Source organism: Pseudoalteromonas sp. DY56-GL22 (assembly GCF_041414715.1).
Lineage (GTDB): Bacteria > Pseudomonadota > Gammaproteobacteria > Enterobacterales > Alteromonadaceae > Pseudoalteromonas > Pseudoalteromonas simplex.
Window position 1 is genome coordinate 66516 of record NZ_JANHZR010000010.1, and the last position, 21159, is coordinate 87674.

General features: G+C 41.1%; 12 protein-coding genes. 10 read left to right on the plus strand and 2 right to left on the minus strand.

The window, feature by feature from the left end; all coding sequences use genetic code 11:
- Positions 1 to 78 precede the first annotated feature (78 nt).
- The 4 genes from NO991_RS18160 (at position 79) to NO991_RS18175 (ending at position 5708) form a co-directional block, all read left to right on the plus strand.
- The gene (locus tag NO991_RS18160) at positions 79 to 957 is read left to right on the plus strand and encodes a peptidylprolyl isomerase (protein ID WP_138602109.1); all 879 of its coding nucleotides are present in this window, start codon (positions 79 to 81) and stop codon (positions 955 to 957) included.
- Positions 958 to 1026: 69 nt separating this feature from the next.
- A complete protein-coding gene (hrpA, locus tag NO991_RS18165) occupies positions 1027 to 4917 on the plus strand; it encodes an ATP-dependent RNA helicase HrpA (RefSeq protein WP_138602111.1) in 3891 nt (1296 codons plus the stop codon).
- Between the two features lie 72 nt (positions 4918 to 4989).
- A complete protein-coding gene (locus NO991_RS18170) occupies positions 4990 to 5403 on the plus strand; it encodes a PleD family two-component system response regulator (RefSeq protein WP_283235040.1) in 414 nt (137 codons plus the stop codon).
- Between the two features lie 8 nt (positions 5404 to 5411).
- The gene (locus NO991_RS18175) at positions 5412 to 5708 is read left to right on the plus strand and encodes a PilZ domain-containing protein (protein ID WP_054553663.1); all 297 of its coding nucleotides are present in this window, start codon (positions 5412 to 5414) and stop codon (positions 5706 to 5708) included.
- On the opposite strand, the gene NO991_RS18180 is transcribed toward NO991_RS18175, so the two are convergent.
- The gene (locus NO991_RS18180) at positions 5705 to 6895 is read right to left on the minus strand and encodes a class I SAM-dependent methyltransferase (RefSeq protein WP_138618615.1); all 1191 of its coding nucleotides are present in this window, start codon (positions 6893 to 6895) and stop codon (positions 5705 to 5707) included. The genes NO991_RS18175 and NO991_RS18180 overlap by 4 nt on opposite strands.
- A 135-nt stretch (positions 6896 to 7030) precedes the next feature.
- On the opposite strand from NO991_RS18180, the gene NO991_RS18185 reads away from it, so the two are divergent.
- From NO991_RS18185 to NO991_RS18195, 3 genes are all read left to right on the plus strand, one after another.
- Positions 7031 to 7678 carry an HD domain-containing protein gene (locus NO991_RS18185; RefSeq protein ID WP_054553661.1) on the plus strand — a complete coding sequence of 216 codons (648 nt, stop codon included), beginning with the start codon at positions 7031 to 7033 and terminating at the stop codon, positions 7676 to 7678.
- Between the two features lies 1 nt (position 7679).
- The gene (locus tag NO991_RS18190; protein WP_054553660.1) at positions 7680 to 8072 is read left to right on the plus strand and encodes a VOC family protein; all 393 of its coding nucleotides are present in this window, start codon (positions 7680 to 7682) and stop codon (positions 8070 to 8072) included.
- Between the two features lie 302 nt (positions 8073 to 8374).
- The gene (locus tag NO991_RS18195; protein WP_300544608.1) at positions 8375 to 10369 is read left to right on the plus strand and encodes a DUF3472 domain-containing protein; all 1995 of its coding nucleotides are present in this window, start codon (positions 8375 to 8377) and stop codon (positions 10367 to 10369) included.
- 49 nt (positions 10370 to 10418) lie between these two features.
- On the opposite strand, the gene NO991_RS18200 is transcribed toward NO991_RS18195, so the two are convergent.
- Complete coding sequence (locus NO991_RS18200) at positions 10419 to 13517, minus strand: glycoside hydrolase family 2 TIM barrel-domain containing protein (RefSeq protein ID WP_300419036.1); 3099 nt, start codon at positions 13515 to 13517, stop codon at positions 10419 to 10421.
- A gap of 461 nt (positions 13518 to 13978) precedes the next feature.
- On the opposite strand from NO991_RS18200, the gene NO991_RS18205 reads away from it, so the two are divergent.
- The 3 genes from NO991_RS18205 to NO991_RS18215 all read left to right on the plus strand — a co-directional run bounded on the left by NO991_RS18205 (position 13979) and on the right by NO991_RS18215 (position 21145).
- The gene (locus tag NO991_RS18205) at positions 13979 to 16825 is read left to right on the plus strand and encodes a TonB-dependent receptor (RefSeq protein WP_054553657.1); all 2847 of its coding nucleotides are present in this window, start codon (positions 13979 to 13981) and stop codon (positions 16823 to 16825) included.
- A gap of 72 nt (positions 16826 to 16897) precedes the next feature.
- Entirely contained in the window at positions 16898 to 19774 is a 2877-nt protein-coding gene (locus NO991_RS18210; RefSeq protein ID WP_300544617.1) for a discoidin domain-containing protein, read from the plus strand.
- A gap of 57 nt (positions 19775 to 19831) precedes the next feature.
- On the plus strand, positions 19832 to 21145 hold the full coding sequence (locus NO991_RS18215) for a DUF3472 domain-containing protein (RefSeq protein WP_300419343.1): 1314 nt from the start codon (positions 19832 to 19834) through the stop codon (positions 21143 to 21145).
- The last annotated feature ends 14 nt before the right edge of the window (positions 21146 to 21159 follow it).

Genomic DNA, 21159 nt, shown 5'->3' on the forward strand with positions numbered 1-21159 from the left:
GATCAAACATCGCTTTTACTTGCTTATTTAGGTTTAAGTTAATAGGCTGAATTCTCAATTACTTAAAAGATAATAACAATGAAATTAAGTCTATTAACCTTATGCCTTGGTGCCTTCTTAGCTGCACCAATTGATGTTGATGCAAAAGAAACTAGTCAAAAACGTTCTGCTGGCGAAATCATTATGACCGCAAGTAGCAGTGAGTGGCGAGAAGTCAGTGCCGAAAACGTCATTAAATTAACCTTACCTACGGGTGCGGCTTATATCGAACTAAACGATGAATTAGCGCCCATTCACGCAAATAACATGCGACAGCTTGCCAAAGAAGGGTTTTATCAAGGCCTAAGTGTGTATCGATTTGTTGAAGGGTTTGTCGCGCAGGGCGGGGATGCTAGCGAAAGTAAACCCGTTAAAAATGCCAAAAAAGGGTTACCTGCTGAGTTTTATCTACGCACAAAGACGCCTTTAGCGATTACAGAGCTTAAAGGGCCTGATGGCTATGCCACTAAAACGGGCTTTTTAAATGGCTTTGCTGTGGCACAAAACCAAAGCCAAACAGAAACATGGCAAGTACATTGCCCAGGGGTCTTTGCCATGGCCCGCGATAATGATATCAATTCGGGTGGTACCGAATTTTATGTAACCATTGGCAATAGCCAGCGCTATTTAGACCGTAATATCACCGTGTTTGGTCGTGTTTTAGAAGGCATGGAACACTTTAATTTATTGCAGCGTACAGCCACTGAAGGTCAGGCATTTAACCCCATCACCGATATGCAAGTATTAGCAGATATTAAAGACACTGATAACAGTGAATTTCGGGTGATGAAAACAGACTCAAATGCATTTAAAGCCCTTATCGAAGCACGTAAAAACCGAGTAGAAGCGTGGTTTGTTGAAAGCCCCAATTTTATCGATGTATGTGCAATGCCAATTCCAACCGAACGGATTAAATAAAGCCATGACCACCTGATAGATTATTTGATACAATATCAGTCTATTGGTTAAGAAATATAAGGGTATCGGGTGGTTAACCTAGGTCCGCTGTTTGGCGAATTAAAAACGTGTTTACGCAAAGATCAATTCATCTTCAAAAAACGCCTTCATGGCATCAAAAAAATCAACGATGAAACTAAGCAAGCGAGCATAGCGCAAAAAATAGCTGAAGATATTAGCCGTTCGCAGCAATTGCGCGAGCAACGTTTGACTGCCTTACCTAAAGTGACCTACCCAGAGCAACTTCCTGTTAGCCAAAAGAAAGATGATATTAAACAGGCGATTGCCAATAACCAAGTGGTGATCATTGCCGGTGAAACAGGTTCTGGTAAAACGACGCAGATCCCAAAAATGTGTTTAGAGCTTGGCCGCGGTGTTGATGGATACATTGGCCACACGCAGCCTCGTCGACTCGCGGCTCGAAGTGTCGCGAATCGTATTGCAGAAGAAATGCAATGCGAGCTAGGTCAACAAGTGGGCTTTAAAATTCGCTTTAGTGACCAAGTTTCTGACAATAGCTACATTAAATTGATGACAGACGGTATTCTGTTGGCTGAAATTCAACAAGACAGATACCTAAACCAGTACGATACCATCATCATCGATGAAGCCCACGAACGTAGTCTGAATATCGATTTCATCTTAGGCTATTTAAAAAATTTACTGCCAAAACGTCCTGACTTAAAAGTTATTATTACCTCAGCAACAATTGACCCTGAGCGCTTTTCTAAACATTTTGACGATGCACCCATCATTGAAGTATCAGGTCGTACTTTCCCAGTAGAGGTTCGTTACAGACCAACCACTGAAATCAATAAAGATGAGATGGAAGCGGATGGTGACCAATTACAGGGTATTTTTGATGCCGTTGATGAGTTGTGTGATGAAGGTCCCGGCGATATTCTAATTTTCATGAACGGTGAACGAGAAATTCGTGATACCGCCGATGCGTTATCAAAGCGAAACCTCAAAGGCACCGATGTTTTACCGTTATATTCGCGTTTATCAAACGCTGAACAGAACCGAATTTTTGCGCCGCATAGCCGCCGTCATATTATTTTAGCCACCAACGTGGCTGAAACATCACTAACGGTGCCGGGTATTCGCTATGTTATCGACCCAGGTACCGCGCGTATCAGCCGTTATAGCTATCGTACCAAGGTACAACGATTACCGATTGAGCCAATTTCACAAGCTAGTGCCAATCAGCGAAAAGGCCGCTGTGGTCGTATTGAAGCGGGTATCTGTATTCGTTTATATAGCGAAGAAGACTTTAATTCGCGTCCAGAGTTTACTGATCCTGAAATTTTACGCACCAACTTAGCCTCTGTTATTTTGCAAATGCTTGGTTTAGGGCTTGGCGATATGCAACAGTTCCCGTTCGTGCAAGCGCCAGATAGCCGAAATATCAACGATGGTTTAACGCTACTTGAAGAACTCGAAGCCATTAAGCCAGCTAAACGTCATAAAAAGACTGAGCTTACTAAATCAGGCAGAAGTTTAAGCCGTTTACCGGTTGATCCACGTTTAGCGAAAATGGTGCTGACTGCCGATGGCTTAGGTGCACTGCGTGAAGTGATCATTATTGTTGCGGCATTGTCGATTCAAGATCCACGAGAGCGACCACAAGAAAAACGCGGTGCAGCGGATGAAAAGCACGGCCGTTTTGACGATCCAGATTCAGATTTTATCGCCTTTTTAAATTTATGGAATTACCTTGAAGAGCAGCAATCTGAATTGAGCAATAGCCAATTTAGAAAGTTATGCCAAAAAGACTTTTTAGCCTATATGCGGATCCGCGAATGGCAAGATATTGTTTATCAGCTATCAACTGTGTGTAATGAAATGGGCATGAAGGCCACTACCAATGTTGCTGATAGCGAACGAATCCATCAATCTTTATTAAGCGGTATGCTAAGTCATATTGGTTTTAAAGATGAAAAACAAATTTATAAAGGCGCACGCAATAGCCAGTTTCATATTTTTCCAGGCTCAGGATTATTTAAAAAGAGCCCAAAATGGATTATGTCGGCTGAGCTTGTTGAAACCAGCAAACTTTATGCGCGGATCAACGCACGCATAGACCTAAAATGGGTTGAAGGCTTTGCACAGCATTTAGTAAAGCGCAGCTACAGCGAACCGCATTGGGAGAAAAAGCCAGGTGCAGTTATCGCGTTTGAACAGCAAACCCTGTATGGCCTATTAATTGTTAATAAGCGCCGCTGTGTTTATAGCAATATTGATCCAAAAGTAAGTCGCGAGTTGTTTATTCGCTCGGCGTTGGTAGAGCAAGAGCTGGGTCAAAATGAAGGGTTTTTACACTATAACCAAGAGTTAATAGAAGATATTCAGGTTCTTGAAAATAAATCTCGCCGCCGTGATATCTTGGTTGATGAACAAACCTTATTTGAATTCTACGACAAGAAAATTCCGCAAGATGTAAATAATCGTGCTGCGTTTAATAAGTGGTGGAAGGGACAAAAACAAAAAGATAAGCGCTTTTTGCATATGTCTCGAGAAGAATTAATGCAGCATGGTGCCGATCATGTCACCGAGTTCGATTACCCAGATACATGGCAGCAAGAGAACTTGTTATTACCACTGGCTTATCATTTTGATCCAGGCCAAGCCGTTGATGGTGTTGCGGTACAAATTCCGGTAGCACTGTTAAACCAAGTGCAAGAAACTGGCTTTGATTGGCATATTCCTGCATTTAGACATGAATTAATTTGTGCGCTTATCAAGTCGCTACCAAAAACGATCCGTCGCAACTTTGTGCCTGCGCCAAACTACGCCGATGCGGTACTTGCTGCAATCGAGCCGATGCAAGGCAACTTAATTGATGCAATTAGCACGCGCTTATTACGTATGACAGGTGTGCGTGTTGAGCCAGATGCATGGGATTTATCAACCCTTGCTCCGCATTTACGCTTACAGTTTGAAGTACGCGATGAACACGATAAGTTACTCGCTCGCGGTTTAAATTTATCTAAACTAAAAGCTCAGTTACAAGGTAAGGTAACGGATACCTTATCGAAAGTAGCCGACAAGGGCATAGAGAAAGCTGATTTGACCGAGTGGAGTTTTGGTGAGTTACCAAGTTCTTACGTGAAAAAGCAAGGTCAATACGAAATCAAAGCGTTTCCAGCGCTGGTGGATAAAAAAGACTCAGCAGCGGTTGAGTTATTTGATAATGAACACAAAGCTCAGCAGGCGCACCAACAAGGTTTACGTCGCTTAGTGTTATTAAATGTGCCATCACCGATTAAGTATTTACAGCAAAATTTACCGAATAAATCTAAATTAGGTTTGTACTTTAATCCGTTTGGTAAGGTCAATGACTTAATTGATGACTGTATCGCTGCAGCCGTCGATAGCCTACTAACTAAATATGGCAACATCCGCACTGCAGATGCGTTTGAAAAAGCGAAAGAGCAAATTCGTGGTGAGCTTGGTGACACGGTGGTTGAGATTGCCACCCAAGTAGAGCAAGTGCTAAGTATTGCACATGGCTTAAATAAACGGATGAAAGGACGCGTTGATCTAACCATGATAACAGCGCACGGTGATATTAAATCACAGTTACAAAGCTTAGTGTTCAAAGGCTTTGTTAGCCAGCATGGGGCAGCAAAGATGACGGATTTAATTCGTTACTTAAAAGCCATTGAACGCCGCTTAGAAAAGCTACCTGTTGACCCTAACCGCGATAGGTTGTGTGTACTTGAGCTTGAAAAAGTAGCCGAGCAATATCAAAAACTAGCGAACAAAATCCCTAAGGGAATGCCAATTCCTGAAGAGATCAGTGCGATATTTTGGATGCAACAGGAGTTACGTGTTTCTTTATTTGCACAAACACTAGGGACACCTTATCCTGTATCTGCTAAACGTGTTTTAAACGCAATTAAAGAATCTGAGTTATAATACTAAGGAATGAGCAGTGGAGGTGTAACCTCCTTGCTTGACGCTAAAACACAGATGCTAAAAGGAGGTTATGTGGGCATTGAAAAGGAAAGACCAATCTCAGTTCCTGAACGGGCGGTAAATCGACCGCGACCAACTATTTTGGTCGTCGATGATGAATATTTTAATTTTGAAATGCTCAAAGCAAGCCTTGGAAATGAGTTTTCGTTAAGTTATGCAAACTCAGGCGCATCGTGTTTAACGTCTGCCATTGCAGAGTTGCCAGATGCCATACTATTAGATGTTTGTATGCCAGGCTTAGATGGCTATGATACGTGCCGATTACTAAAAAACACCCCAGAAACAGCGCAAATTCCTGTTGTCATGGTGTCTGGTCTTGAAACCGAGCTTGAACAAAAAGCGGGGTTTGATGCTGGATGTGACGCCTATGTAGTGAAGCCTTTTTCTGTTAAAACATTAATAGAGAAAATAAAAACACTGGTATAGGAGGCCATATGTTTCATGAGGAGAAACGCGATTTTCGCCGCATGCAAATTCATACCCCTGCAAAACTGATCCCATTAGATGCAGTTAATGGCGAAGAAATTCAGGTTACGTGTACTGATTTAAGTGCAACAGGGCTGGCAATACACCTTGATGAAGTCTTAGAAATTGGTAGTCTTTATCGGGTGCTAATTGCTTCGACTAGCACGGCGATTACTTCATTTGATGCAACAGCCCGTGTAATTCGGGCAACCAAGGAGCAAGATGGCTCCTTGAGTGCCGGGTTAGAAATTGTAAGTTTTAATTAGTAAACCTTACAGATCAGGCCTTTCAGATAAAAGCCTTCTGGGTAGCTGCCAGCAATCGGGTGGTCGGCAGCTTGATTTAGTCGTTCCATGATCAACAAGTCTTTACCTGCATCAAGGGCTGCATCCGCAACCACTTTTTGAAATAAATTTTGTTCCATTAATCCAGAGCACGAGAAGGTAAGTAAAGTGCCACCTGGTTTTAAGATTTGCATCGCAATCATATTAATATCTTTATAACCACGGCAAGCACCGGTTAATTGCGCTTTGTTGTCAGCAAATTTTGGTGGATCCATAACGATAGTATCAAATTGCACACCTTCATCACGGTATTGGCGCAACAACTTAAAAACATCTTGTTTTACGAAATCAACTTTCGATAAATCAAGGTTGTTATGCTCAACGTTACGCTTTGCTGTATCGAGCGCTGGCTGTGATACATCAACGTTAGTCACGTGCTTACAACCACCACGCAAAGCATATAGCGAGAATGTACCTGTGTAGCTAAAGCAGTTTAATACCGTTTTGTCTTTAACAAAGCGCTCAAGGGCTGCACGGCTATCACGTTGGTCTAAGTAAAAGCCAGTTTTGTGGCCTTCAAGAATGTCTACTTCGAGTTTTAAGCCATTTTCTTCAATGATGACTGGCTCAATTGGTTCCTTGCCCCAAAGTATTCCCTTGATTGGCTCAAGGCCTTCTTTAGTGCGTACATCAACGTCTGAACGTTCATAAATATCGCAGCCCGGAAAAATAGTCATCAGTGCAGCAACAATTTCACCTTTATGGCGCTCTGCACCTGCACTAAGTAGTTGGCACACTAATACATTATCAAATTTATCGATAGTGATGCCTGGCAAGTAGTCAGACTCAGCAGCGCTTAAACGAAAACCCGTTAAACCGCCTTCGCTGATCACCTGTTCACGCGCAGCATAGGCACGGCGTAAACGTTTTTCAAAAAATGCTTGGTCAATTACTTCGTTTTGATCGAAGCTCCATACGCGAGCGCGAATTTGCGATTGCGGGCTGTAAGCTGCAATGGCTAAAAACTTGCCGTCATTGTCATAGATAGTGACAGTATCACCTAGTCCTGGCTTACCTTTTACTTTTTTAATGGCTTTTGAGAACACCCATGGGTGTTTTCTTTTTAATGATTTTTCTCGTCCAGCTTGCAGGTAAATAGCAGATGACATAGGGATTCTCGCGTCAAACAAAAGGGGGCATAGTTTAATGAAGCACTGGCAAACATACAATGAATGTTTTGAACAAATCTAGCAACCACGCTAAAGTAAGCATAATTTCAATCAGTAAATGGTGATAGCCAGTATATGCAGCCAAAAATAGACTTTGCAGCGTTAGAAACTCAATGTCGAGACTTTATTTTGTCTTTACTCCATGCCGATGTCGCACACGATATTAGTCATATCGAACGAGTAGTGAGGGTTGCAAAACAATTGTGTATTGCCGAGCAGGCAGAAATGGCCGTGGTGTTACCCGCAGCTTGGTTACATGATTGTGTTGCGGTTGCAAAGAACCACCCAGATCGGGCAAAAGCATCGACCATGGCCGCAGACAAAGCGCTAAGTTTTTTAGCCTCAATTAATTATCCTGAGCAGTATTTTAGTGCTATTCATCATGCTATTGCCGCACATAGCTTTAGTGCCAATATCAAAGTACAAAGTGTCGAAGCGCAAATTGTGCAAGATGCAGACCGAATGGATGCATTAGGTGCAATCGGGGTGAGCCGCTGCATGAAAGTAGGGGGCTCAATTGGTCGCTATCTGTATCATAAAGACGATCCATTTTGTTTAAACCGCGAACCTGACGATACAAAATACACCCTCGATCACTTTTTTATTAAGCTGTTACACATTGGTGAGAGTATGAACACGCCATCAGCAAAAGATGAAGCCAAACGACGTACAGATTACATGCTCGATTTTTTAGAGCAGTTAAAAACAGAAATAGGTGAGTAACATGGCTATTCCAGCTTTGTGTGGTGTTGATCATTGCCACTTAAATGTTGATGACTTAGCGGCTGCTGTAAAATGGTATCAACAAGTACTTGGTTTTAATGTGATACCGGAACTTGCATTTTGGGATGAGGGAAAAGGCCCTTTAACCTTAGAAGATCAAGCAAAAACAATTCGTTTGGCACTGTTTGAAGCTGACGGTAGAAGCAAAGGTATTGCTTTTGGCGCAAATGCAACACAGTTTTTAGCATGGCTTGAGCATCTAGCTCAGCTTGAGATTAAAACTGTTGTTGCCGATCATGGTGTTACTTACTCAATGTACTTTAAAGATTGTGCTGGTAACAGCCATGAAATAACCTCTCATGATTATGAAGCTATAAAATCAGCTCTTACCTAAAGGTTTTAATAAATGCACTTTTCATAGTGTATTTTAACCTTCATGCCACTTCGCCTTATAAAAATCAAGCAATACATTTTTCACTATCCTTCATACGGCTTTTTTACTCATTTTTACGTTGTTATTAACTTTCAATTAGTTTCATTTTTATTCGATATTTTTCATTTTATGTTTTTTATTTGCGATTCTTTCGTTTTTGAACCTTAATTACTCGGTGGTTTATATTTTTTGGTTCTTTATTGCTACTAAAGGATAAGTCCACAGAATCTAGAAATTAAGTTTTATCACTTACAGGAGCTAGCATGAGAAAAATGACAATAAAATTGGCAGTAGTCGGTATGTTGAGTAGTTGGAGTGCCCAAGCTAATACGGTTGAAGATAGGGCCGCGTCGATTTGGTTTAACTTTAATGATGTAGGTCGCGGTAACACGATCATGCAGGATGTGTATGTGCCTAGCAATGGACTTACTAAGTACACCTACTATTCAGTGCTTAACTGGAATGCGGGCATGGAAGGTGGGGGCTATGCTGGCATACAAGATCACCCTGATGGGCGCAATTACATATTTTCCATATGGGATCCGCGCAGCTCTTCAAAGCCAATTGTAGCCCGCTATCTTGGTCATGGTACGGAATCTGAAAATTTTGGCGGTGAGGGTACAGGGCTAAAAACATGGAACTTTGATTTAGGGTGGCAAGCTAACCAATGGTATACCTTAGTGGCAAAGGCATGGCCGGTAGGTTCACATACTCATTTCGGCTATTGGGTGCATGATCAGGCTGCTGGAGAATGGTCGCACTTGGTGACCATGGATTACCCTGTAGCTGATGTACGTTTTGAAACGACAACAGGGTCATTTGTTGAAGATTGGTGGTATAGCGGCGAAAACGCGAGAACTGTGAGGCTCAAAAATGGCCATAAAAAGCTCGAAAATGGTAGCTGGATTGGCTTTGATTCTGCAAATTTTAGTGTTGTCCAACACCAACCAAAACGTAATTACGACAATAACTATGATGCAAGCGCAAACCTAAGTTATTTTACTATGACAACTGGCGGGACAACCTCACCTACGTTAAGTATTAGCAATCAAACCTGTAGGGATGCATATGGTAACTTGACAGCGTTTTGCGGGAGAAATTCACTTTTTCCGTTAACAAGAAACAATGTAGCGGATACCCCCAATCAGCCTAATATTGAGTTCACCATCACTGATGCCACTACGCGAAGCGTAAGTTGGCAAGTGCCGCAAACGAGCACCCCTCAATTTAGCTATTCTGTGATGATAAACAACGTACTCGTTGCATCAGCAAGCCAACCAGAAAAGCGCCAAGTAGATATTATTGCGAGTGAAAATGACAACGTTATCATTACCCTCGAAGATATTTTCGGTCGAACAGTTTCGCACTCAGCGACTGTCACGATTGATAATACGTCAGCACAACACTACCTGATCGACAGCGCCACATTGACGGTAAGTTCTAACTCGCAATCAGAGCCTTATCATGAATTGGCAAACGCATTTGATGGAGACAAAACCACGCTGTGGCACACCAGTTGGTCAACTCCACAAGTGCCTAGTTACCCTCACGATGTCATCATTGATCTTGGTAAACACTATGAGTTATCAGAGCTTCATTATACGCCACGCGCTGTGGGCGAAAATGGATCAATTGCAGACTATGAAGTGTATGTTAGTCATGATGGTGTAACCTATGATGAATTAGTTGCTGCGGGTACTTGGGATGCCAGCAAACAAGGCAAAGTGGTTGCACTTAATAATACGCAAACGCGCTTTATAAAATTGGTTGGCTTGTCAGAAGTAAACGAGAATGTATGGGCTAGTGCGGCAGAGATTGAGCTATATCACACTGGAAAACTTGATAGTTCGAGCTTTGTTGTGAGTAGCGACTCGCAGGCAGAGCTTGGCGAAGAAATTATCTACGCCTTTGATAATAATCCAGCCACCATTTGGCACACGAATTGGTCTGGCAGCACAGTGCCTGAGTACCCTCACTCGGTTGATATAGACTTAGGTAACCCGCAAAGCTTTTCAAAAATTACCTATCTACCAAGAACCATTGGCGTAAACGGCACTATTGCAGACTATGAGGTGTATGTGAGTGACGATGGTATCAACTTTGGCTCACCCATCGCTGTTGGTACATGGGCTGCGAATACAAAAATCAAGCAAACACAGTTTACACCTGTTACTGCACGGTATATTCGTTTAATCGCACAAAGTGAAATTAATGGTCGCATTTGGGCAAGTGCAGCAGAGATTGCTGTTTATAAGTAATTGAAACCACATAAGAGATAAGGGCTCAAAAGAGCCCTTATCCAACATTTTAATTAATGTTAACTCCTTGCAGAGTAAAGCTATATTCATACTCTGAAGCTGTCAGTGTGTATTCTGGCAGTGCTGTTGTATGCCAACTGTTAACGCCGCCAACACCCATTTGCCCATAATCAATATTCAGTGAAACGAGTGGACGAGGCTGAAGTTCACCGGAATGTGTTTGGCTTCGTCGCATGCCGGGGTCTAGATCACTGATCCTGTAGTGTAAAGCACTCATATCAAAATGAGGTGCACCAGTAATTTTTAATCCTACACCTTGTTGATTGGTCAAGTGAATCCAGCGTACTTGCGTTTTATAGCCACTTTCTTGCGGTCTGATGTAAGGGTGATATTGCTGTGACACTTTAGAGTGATATAAACCAACATGTGCTGCGGTATGTCGATCACGATAATTTTCCTGTGGTCCACGGCCAAAGTAGGTAATATTGTTAAGCTCGGCAAATAATTCCAAGTTCATACCGACGCGAGGGATCATTGGCATGTCTTGCATAGATGAACTGAACTTGTAATCGATTTTTACTTTGCCACCAGCTGTGATGATATAAATAATATTTAATTTTCCAGAAACATCTGGCACATCAAACTCAGTGGTAACAACAACTTGGTTTTCAGCTTCTACTAAAGTGAATTTTGTACGCTGTTGACGCTCTGAGGCGTATTTCCAAACCCTTAACTTATCTTGCCAATTTCCGCCGAAGTCATTATCAGTAGGAGCGCGCCAAAAGTTGGCTCTGGCAGGTGTTTTAATTAATTCAACCTCGTTAAAGCGATAGCCTGTTAACTCTGCTCGCGCGTGATTAAATCTTACTACAAAGTTATTACCAATAATCTCGCTATCGGTAACGGTTCGATAAACATTAAGTTTTCTTAAATCAGTTTGTTGTTCTTTCGCACGTGCTGTTCGTACTAAAAATTGCTCTTTTGCGATTTCAAAACTTTTTCCTATTAGTGGCTCATCAAGCCGTGTCACTACACTTACATTCAAAAATACTTCATCATTGATTTCTTTTGGAATTGAATAGTTAAGCGTGAAGTTAGCGGATTGCTGTGGTGGTATTTCAAGTTTATTGATGCGGCCTTCTTTAAGCACCTTACCATTGCTCATCAATTGCCAATTTAAACGGTAATGGTTGAGGTTTTTGAAAAAGTTTTCATTAAATACAGTTAACTCTTTGTCATTGAAAGAAAACAAAACAGATTGATGAACTTTCTTAATTTCATATAGAGCAGGTTCCGGTGTGCGATCAGGTAAAACAATACCATTTAAAAGAAAATTACCATCTGAAGGAGTGCCTGGAACACCAAAATCCCCACCGTAAGCATAGATAGTTTTGCCCTCAGAGGTGGTGGTTTGTATACCTTGATCAACCCAGTCCCAGATAAAGCCACCTTGTAACTTGTCGTACTTACGTATTTGATGCCAAAAGTCAGCAAAGTTACCCACACTATTGCCCATAGCATGCGCATACTCACTCATGATCATACTGCGCTCAGGGTTTGACTCGGCGTATTCTTTTAGATATTGCGGAGTAGGGTATTGGGGTACATAGAGATCGGTATTCCATTCAAAAACAGCGCGTTCGTACTGGATAGGACGAGATGGGTCGCGAGATCTTACCCATTCATAACCATGATAAAAATTGTAGCCATTACCAGCTTCATTGCCAAGTGACCAAATAATTACTGAAGGATGGTTTTTTGAACGTTCGACCATGGCTGAAATTCGTGCAAGATGGGCTTTTTTCCAGTCGGGGTTATTTCCTAATGTGTGGCCCTTTGCCAAATTATAATACATGCCATGTGATTCAATATTGGCTTCATCAACCACATAAATGCCGTATTTATCGCATAATTCGTACCAGTAAGGATCGTTAGGATAGTGAGCGAGTCTCACGGCATTAATATTGAATTGCTTGAATAGTTTTATATCCAATTCCATGCTTTCTCGGGAAACGGCATGCCCTGTAATAGGGTCATGCTCATGCCGGTTGACCCCTTTGATCAAAATAGCTTGGCCGTTAATAAGCAGTTGGCCATTTTTAATTTCTGAGGTTCTAAAGCCAATCTTTTTCTTAACGTATTGACTTAACAGCTTCTTATTATCAAAAAGTGATATGCTTAATTCGTAAAGAGTGGGCGATTCAGCAGACCAGGCTTTTATATTTTTAAATTGTTTGTTGAATTGAACTGTTTGGCTGAGCTCTTTTTTGGCTAAAGTTTGCTGGGTTTCGAAAATGATTTCATGGTTAGGATTTTTGAGCTGAATTTGCAGTGTCTGCTCTTTATTTGATGGGCTTAAATCAACAGCAAGGTTTAGATTTCCATCTTTGTAGTTATTAACTAAGCCGGCATTTACAAACACATCTTCAATATAATCTTTAGGTGTATAGTACAGGTATACATCACGCTGAATGCCGGAGATCCGCCAAAAATCTTGAGCCTCTAAATAACTACCATCGCTCCAGCGAAACACTTGAACTGCCAGTGTATTTGACCCTGACTTTACATAATCAGAAATATCAAATTCTGCAGCGGTTTTACTTCCTTGGCTATAGCCTATCTTATGTCCATTTACCCAAAGGTAGAACGCTGATTTAACGGCGCCAAAATGTAGAATTACTCGCTTATCAGTCCACAGTTCATCTAAATTAAATGTTCTACGGTAATGGCCAATTGGGTTGTCGTGTTGTTGAATAAAAGGCGGGTTTTTCGCAAAAGCGTAGGGGTGGTTAACGTATATAGCACGATCATAACCTTGCAACTCCCAATTTCCTGGCACTTTGATTGTTGACCAATCACTATCATTAAAAGTAGGGCTCTCAAAGTCTTTCAATCTTGATGCGGGGTTCTTAGATAAATGAAAACGCCAGATACCATTTAAATTCAAATAGTTTTGCGCTTGATCTGGCGCTTGTAAATTTGCAACGGTGTAGGGAAAAAAGCTTGCCCTAGCGGGTAATTTATTTATTCCGACAACTTTTGGATTTTCCCAATCATTGCTAAGTGCTGCAAAGGCAAAGTTAGACCAAAGACAGACGATTAACATTCGTTTGATTAAACTAACACGGTTATTTATTAAGTTAATCATAAATTGATTCACCTTAATTTGTTTCATAATATTTCAAATTAGATTATCAGCCTTTCAAAATATTTCAAATTCACTTTGTTGTTTTATTTGTAAAAATTAAAAAGAATCATGTTGAAGTTGAAAGTCCAACTCTTGTCAGTCAAAAATGGCTGCTTCAGCTGATAATAGATTCAATTTTGTTACTTTATGCTTATCCTGCTTCTAGTGAGGTACCTTACTTACGTAGTTCCTTTTTCGAAGACTTTCGATTTAAGTCCAAATATTTTCCCTTTAGTTCCATATTGATTGAGTGTTGATTTTTAACTAGTTTTTTATCTAGCGATAAAAATGCGACCATTAAATTAAAAGAAAATGAAAGTTTTATTGTGTTTTCTATTGATTTTTTTCTTTCGAAATGTGTAAATTAATTGTTATACATCTACAGATGTTCTTTCATGGAATAACTAATTCGGAGAAGTGCAATGGTAAATTACAATAAGAAGTACCTAAGCTTGCTCATAGGTTCGATACTTTCGACCTCCTCAGCAGTCGCATTAGCGGCAAATGAGCAAGACCCACAACTAAAAGAGACTGACGATGATGCTGTTGAGGTAATTGAAGTTCGCGGTATTCGTAACAGTTTGAAAGAATCTTTATTTATTAAGCAAAACTCAATACAGGTTGTTGATGCAATTGTTGCTGAAGATATCGGTAAGTTCCCTGACCAAAACGTAGCCGAAGCATTACAACGCATTTCGGGTATTACGATTACGCGTAATGCCGGAGAAGGGCAAAATGTCACAGTGCGTGGTTTAGGTGGGGACTATAACATTACAACCATAAATGGCCGACGTATGGCTTCAGAGCATAGCAGCCGTGACTTTAATTACGACTTGATTGCAGCTGAGCTGTTAGGTGGCGTTGAAGTATATAAGTCTCCCGTTGCACACACTCAAGAGGGTGGAATTGGATCTGTTATCAATATCAAAACACGTAGACCGATGGATTTTGATGGCTTCACGGCATCAGGTTCTATAAAAGGTATTTACGAAGATCGAACCGAAGATGTAACACCTCAAGCTTCATTTCTATTAAGCGACACGTTTTTCGACGACACATTTGGTGCCCTTTTCACTGCAGTTTATTCTGAGCGAACTTTAAGGATCGACAGTTATGAAGGTGAAGGCTTTTGGAATGAAACAACGGAGTCAGATATTACGGTTCGCCAAGATGTGAATGGTGATGGGGCATTTGATCCGTTAGTTGATAACGAGTGGGGCTCAATCATACCGGGCTATATGCGTTATGGTAACCAAGAAGATACTCGTGAGCGTATTGGCGGAAGTTTAGCATTACAATGGATCCCGAACTCTGACTTTGAAATGAATTTTGATAGCATTTATTCATCATATAAAACGGATGCAACAGAGTCGCAAATTTCGTTTGTTACATATGATGAAAGTTGGACCGAAGGCATACCTGGCGTTAAAGATGTTGGTTTTAATGATGAGGGTTTAGTTAATAAAATGACTTTATTTGGTACTGGAGCGATGGCTGAAATACTTAATGTATCGTCGCCTCGAGTTACCGAAACGTATCAAGTTGGCGTGAATGCAAAATGGTTTGTTGCTGATAACTTTAGTGTTGCATTCGATGTTGCGCACTCGAGTTCAGAAAATAAAAATGATGGTCACAATAGATACATTGTAGCACGTGGTTTTGTTGATGAAATTATGCTAGATAAATCAGGTAATAACCTTTTACCTGATGTATCAATTTCTCCTAACTTAACTGCGAACTCTCCTTTTGGCGCCCACTACAGTTATAACAGTGGAACAGGTGTTAAAGATGTCGTAAATGAACTTCGTATTGACGCACAGTGGATGCCAAATGTTGATTGGATCAAATCAATCGATTTTGGTTTAAATATTGGCGATCAAACGAAGACCACAAATGTTAATTCGTCAGAAAATGCCAGTGCATTTAGTAATGCTGGAGCGCAACTTGATTCTGAACGTTATGATCACTTCAGCGTAGATTACTCATCAGTTGAAAATATTAACGGCTTTGACCTATTTAGACTCCCTGAAAGTGTGTTAATTGATGGTGACTTTGAGAACTTCTTTAAAGGTGAACCCGGTCAGCACCCTAATCCGTGGCCTCGTTTTGACTACGATGAGTTATTCGCATTTTATGAATCTATTAGTCCGGAAGCTGCTAATCAGTTAATTAAAGCGCTTCCGCGCCCTAAAGACTCATATGAAGTAAATGAGCAAACCAATGCAATTTACGCATCCGTGAATATAGAAGACAAAGTTTTTGGCTTTCCTTATGCTTTAAATTTAGGTGTTCGGGCTATTGAAACAACTGTAGGTAGCCAAGGTTATTCACTTAATTTAGACAAAGTTGTATTTGTTCCTGATAAACAAGGTAATCCAAGCTACGAAGGAAAAGTTGAAGATTATCAAGATATTGTGGAATTTGAGGATACGTATACGGATGTATTACCAAGTTTAAATCTAAAACTAAATTTAACAGATACTTTATTACTTAGAACAACAGCTTCAAAAGCAATTACTCGCCCAAGTATCCAATCACTCAAGGCTTGGAGTTACATCAACTTCAATAAAATGGAATATCACGCCTCAAATCCTGGACTCGAACCGCTTCGTGCTAATCAAGCAGATTTAGCTCTTGAGTGGTATTTTTCTGAGAATGGTGCACTCACTGCTGTTTATTTTTATAAAGATATCGAGTCATTTGTCATAAATGGTGAAAATGGATCAATAGATATCAATGGAGAAACCTTCAAAGTACAGTCATCTATCAATGGTGACGGTGGAGGTACCATTGAAGGTTATGAGATTGCCTATCAGCATGCCTTTACGGAATTACTACCAGCGCCATTTAATAATTTAGGGGTGCAACTTAACTACACCTATGTTGACTCAGGGTATGATCAGGTTCCTCAAGATCATCCTGAATACGACTTTAGAAGCCTTGGCCTTCCTTATCAAGGAATGTCCGAGCATTCTTATAACGCAGTCGTGTACTACGAGACGGATGACTTTCAATTACGTTTTGCCTATAACTGGCGCGATGAATATGTTGCAAATGCAGATGCATGGGGTGGCCCGCAGTGGGTTGCAGACTATGGCCAGTTAGACTTCAGTGCTAGTTACGATATTACTAAATCAATCAATTTAAATGTTTCAGGTAATAACTTAACCAATGAACGTGGCTGGCATTATATCTCTCGCTCTGATCAGGTTCATAAACTTGATAGTGCTGGGCGCCTATTTACCTTTGGGGTTAATGTCAGGTTTTAATAGCAGTAGATAAATTCACGGCAATAGTTGTATTGCCTAATTTAAAAAGAATAAATATAAGTGAGTAAATTTATGAGCTTAACAAATAAATTATCTGTGCTCAGTATTGCGGTAATAACAGCAACACTGTTCGGTTGCGGGACCGAAGAGCCTGAAGGCTCAGTTGGATCTACAGGAAAGCAAGTTGTTGCAACCCCGGGATCGATTGATCGAGCCCCTTCAGTATGGTTGCGCTTTAATGATAACGCGGCTGGGGACATCATCATGCAAGATGTGTATATTCCGGCAAAGGGTTTAACACCATATACATACTATTCGGTTCTAAATTGGAACGCAGGTATGGAAGGAGGCGGTTATGCTGGCATACAAGATCATCCCGATGGCCGTAATTTTATATTTTCTTTGTGGGACCCTTCAAATGGTGAACTTATCACTGCACCATATCAAGGTGCAGGTACTAAAGTAGAAAACTTTGGTGGCGAAGGTACAGGGTTAAAATCATGGAATTTTGAACTTGGATGGCAGCCTGATCATTGGTATACGCTGGTGGCTAAAGTTTGGCAAAAAGATGGCCATACGCAATTTGGCTATTGGTCAATGGATAAAGAAACGGGTATTTGGACACATATAGTCACCATGGATTACCCAGTTGAAAATGTCTACTTTAATAGCAATACAGGCTCGTTTGTAGAGGATTGGCTGGGGACGGGCGATCAAACCCGCACTGCATTATTTACCGCTGGTCATAAACGTCAGTTGGATGGTTCTTGGGCAGGGTTTACTAAAGCAGATTTTAATGTCATTCAAGAGGAAGCAACTGCAGCATACAATGAAAGCTATGATGCGACATCAACGAGTGAATACTATCGTATGAGCTCTGGCGGCAGTATTTCTCCTGATGAAATTGAAGCAGCAGATGTTTTATCTCGTCCTTATTCTTCTTTCTCACCGCAAAATAGCCCTTTGGCAGCAACGATTGACTCTATTGATACTCAAAGTATTAGTTGGTCAATTCCGGCAACATCTACGCCTATGTACAAATACACGGTTATCGTCAATGGTGAGGTAGTTAGTAGCGGGCAAGATTTATCAGCGCGTGAAGCAAGTTTCAGCGCGATTGCGACAGATGCTGTGGTTGAGTTACAACTTGAAAACATTCTTGGCAAAGTTACTAGTTATACAGGCACTGTAGCGTCTGGACTTACAAATAATGATGATACAGTACTTTTTGATACTGAATCAGAGCCTTTAATTAGTGGTGAAGCTATGACAATTGACGCAATGAGTAAAGGAGAAACGCGTCTGTATGAGGTCATGGCTATAGATTCTGCAAATAAACTAACCGTAGAACTAAGTGGTAATGCTGGTGATGCAGATATTTATGTCACTGCAAAAGAAGCTGCTAACCCTGATAATGCAGAATGTATCGGCTATGGTGGCACGAGCAATGAAACTTGCATCGTTGCTGTAAATGTACGTAAAGAGACGCCTTATACAATCCTTGTTGTTGCACGCTCTGATGTTGAGGGTTTGAGTTTAACTGCTACACATGATGGCGAAGAAAATGGCATGCTAAATAGTGCTAATTTTGTAGTCACGGGCAACACACCTGCACAACCGGGTAATGACTTAAAATATGCCTTTGATGGCGATGATTCAACCATGTGGCACACCTCTTGGGGTGATGATATGCAAGAGTATCCTCATGAAGTTGTTATCGATTTAGGCGAAACAGTTGATGTAAATCGCTTTGAATACACGCCACGCCAAGACGGCGGACGCAACGGAACGATTGTTAGCTTTGAAATTTATGTTTCAGAGTCGTCAGTTGATTATGGTGAAAAGGTTCATTCAGGTAACTGGGCTGATAACACTAACTTGAAGCTAGAAGTTTTTGGCCCAGTAACAGGTCGATTTGTTAAATTTATCGCTTTAGAAGAGCGTGGTGGTGGTGCATGGGCTTCAGCTGCTGAACTGCGAGTAGGCATTGATGATGGCAACGTATATGAACCTATTGATGGCTCAGGCACAGGTGATGAAGATGAACCTGTTGAAGAGCCTGCTACTGAAGCGGTCGAAGTAAATAGTACGCTTTTAGATAATACGACATTTAGCTACTCATCAACATCTCCTGCACAACCAGGCAATGAGTTAGCGCTTGCTTTTGATGGCCAAGATGACACGCATTGGCATACCAATTGGGATGATACATCCGTTGTTTATCCACATGAGGTGGTCATTGACTTAGGTGAGAATTATGCTGTCAATCGCTTTGATTATGCGCCACGAGATGGTGGCGGTAATGGTACAGTTGTGCAGTATGAGTTATATGTAAGCGAAGATGAGCAGGCTTTTGCTGACGAACCTGTATCAAGTGGCAGCTTTGCTGATAATGGCGATGTTAAAACGGTTACGTTTAATGATGTAACAGGTCGTTTTGTTAAGTTTGTTGCACTCGCAGAACGCGGTGGTAACCCTTGGGCGGCAGCAAGAGAATTAAATGTGGGAGTTAATTTAACTCAAGCAATTGATATGAGCACAGTTTCTGCAACATCAAGTTCTGCTGCTGAGGTTGGAAATGAACTTGAGCTTGCATTCGATGGTGATATTGACACGCACTGGCACACCTCATGGAGTGACAGTTCAGTTACTTACCCACACGACGTTGTTATTGATTTAGGGCAGTCTTATGAGGTTGCTCAATTTGACTACACGCCTCGCCCAGGAGGCGGTAATGGTACTGTAGTTAAATATGAAGTGTACGTAAGTGAAACAGCAACTGAATTTGGTGAGCCTATTGCACAAGGTGAATGGGCTTCAAATGGTGATGTAAAATCAGCCATTCTTCCAGCGACAAATGGGCGTTACGTTAAATTTGTTGCTCTTGAGGAGCAAGGTGGTGGTGCTTGGGCATCTGCGGCAGAGTTCTCTGTTCGTATAAATCCATAAACTGTTTTAAGGAGCACTATTCGTTATTACGGATAGTGCTTTTTTGTGGGAAAGAAAATGAACAATCACAGAATAAAAACGGCTGTTTTATCGCTTTTTTTGACCTCCTTGGTCGCATGTGGAAATCAGCAGTTACAGTTAGAAGATAAAAAGATAGAAACAACGCTCAGTATTCCAGTGGCAGGAAACAGTTGGATTGATAATAATATTGAGCTGTCAGATAAGCTGATAGACAAGAGTGGTGTGACCCATTGGTTTGCGGAACAAGGCAGTTTAAGCACTTATTTTTACACATCTAAAACAGGAGAGTTAGCCGTTTCTTTGCAAACCTTTGTGAAAGACAAACCTGCAACAATTGAAGTTTCGATAGCAGGGCAAAGCAAAATTGTAACAGTAAAAAATAATCAACCAATGAGCGTACCTGTTGGTACATTTAACCTTGATGAATTAGGTTATCAAAAGTTAACCATCACGGGATTAGAGCAAGCAGAAACGCTTTTACCAGCCATAAGTGAGATTAAAATCGGTGGTGAAGTGGCTTTAGGTAAAGTTAGTTATGTTAAAGATGACTTTTACTGGGGACGTCGAGGCCCTTCGGTTCACTTGCAATACTCGTTGCCTTTTCAAACGATGAATTACCCGTGGTTTTATAGTGAAATAGAAGTGCCAAAAGGAGCCGATGCAATAGGCTCGTATTACATGGCGAATGGTTTTGATGGGGGCTATTTTGGTATACAAGTAAACTCTGATAGTGAGCGCAGAGTGTTATTTTCTATTTGGAGTCCATTTTCAACAGATGATCCTTCATTAATTCCACCTGAGTACCGAATACAGACCTTAAAGCATGGTAAAAATGTGCATGTAGGTAAATTTGGCAATGAAGGCTCTGGCGGACAAAGCTATATGCGATACGATTGGAAAGCTGACACGCGATATGGTTTTCTAACTCACATTAGGCCAGTTGAAGGAACTGAAAGTACTGATTTTACAGCATACTTTTATGATCCTATGGTTGAAAAATGGCAGTTAATTGCAAGTTTCAGGCGCCCAAAGACGAGTATATATCATCAAGGCACCTATTCATTTTTAGAGAACTTCATACCTGGGGCAGGGCAATTTGAACGTCGTGCAATTTATACAAACCAATGGGCTAAACCTGAGCGAGGGGAATGGCAAGAAGTGACCCAAGCTAAATTTACTTACGATGCCACAGCCAAAAAAAATGCGCGTTTTGACTATCAAGGCGGTACGACAGAGAAAGGGTTTTACCTAAAAAATACAGGCTTTTTTTCCGCTCCCACTGCTTATGGCAGCGAGTTTGAAAGAAGCCCTACAGACATTCCTAAAATAGATCTTAAGTCTTTACCTTAGTAATAAAAGAGCCT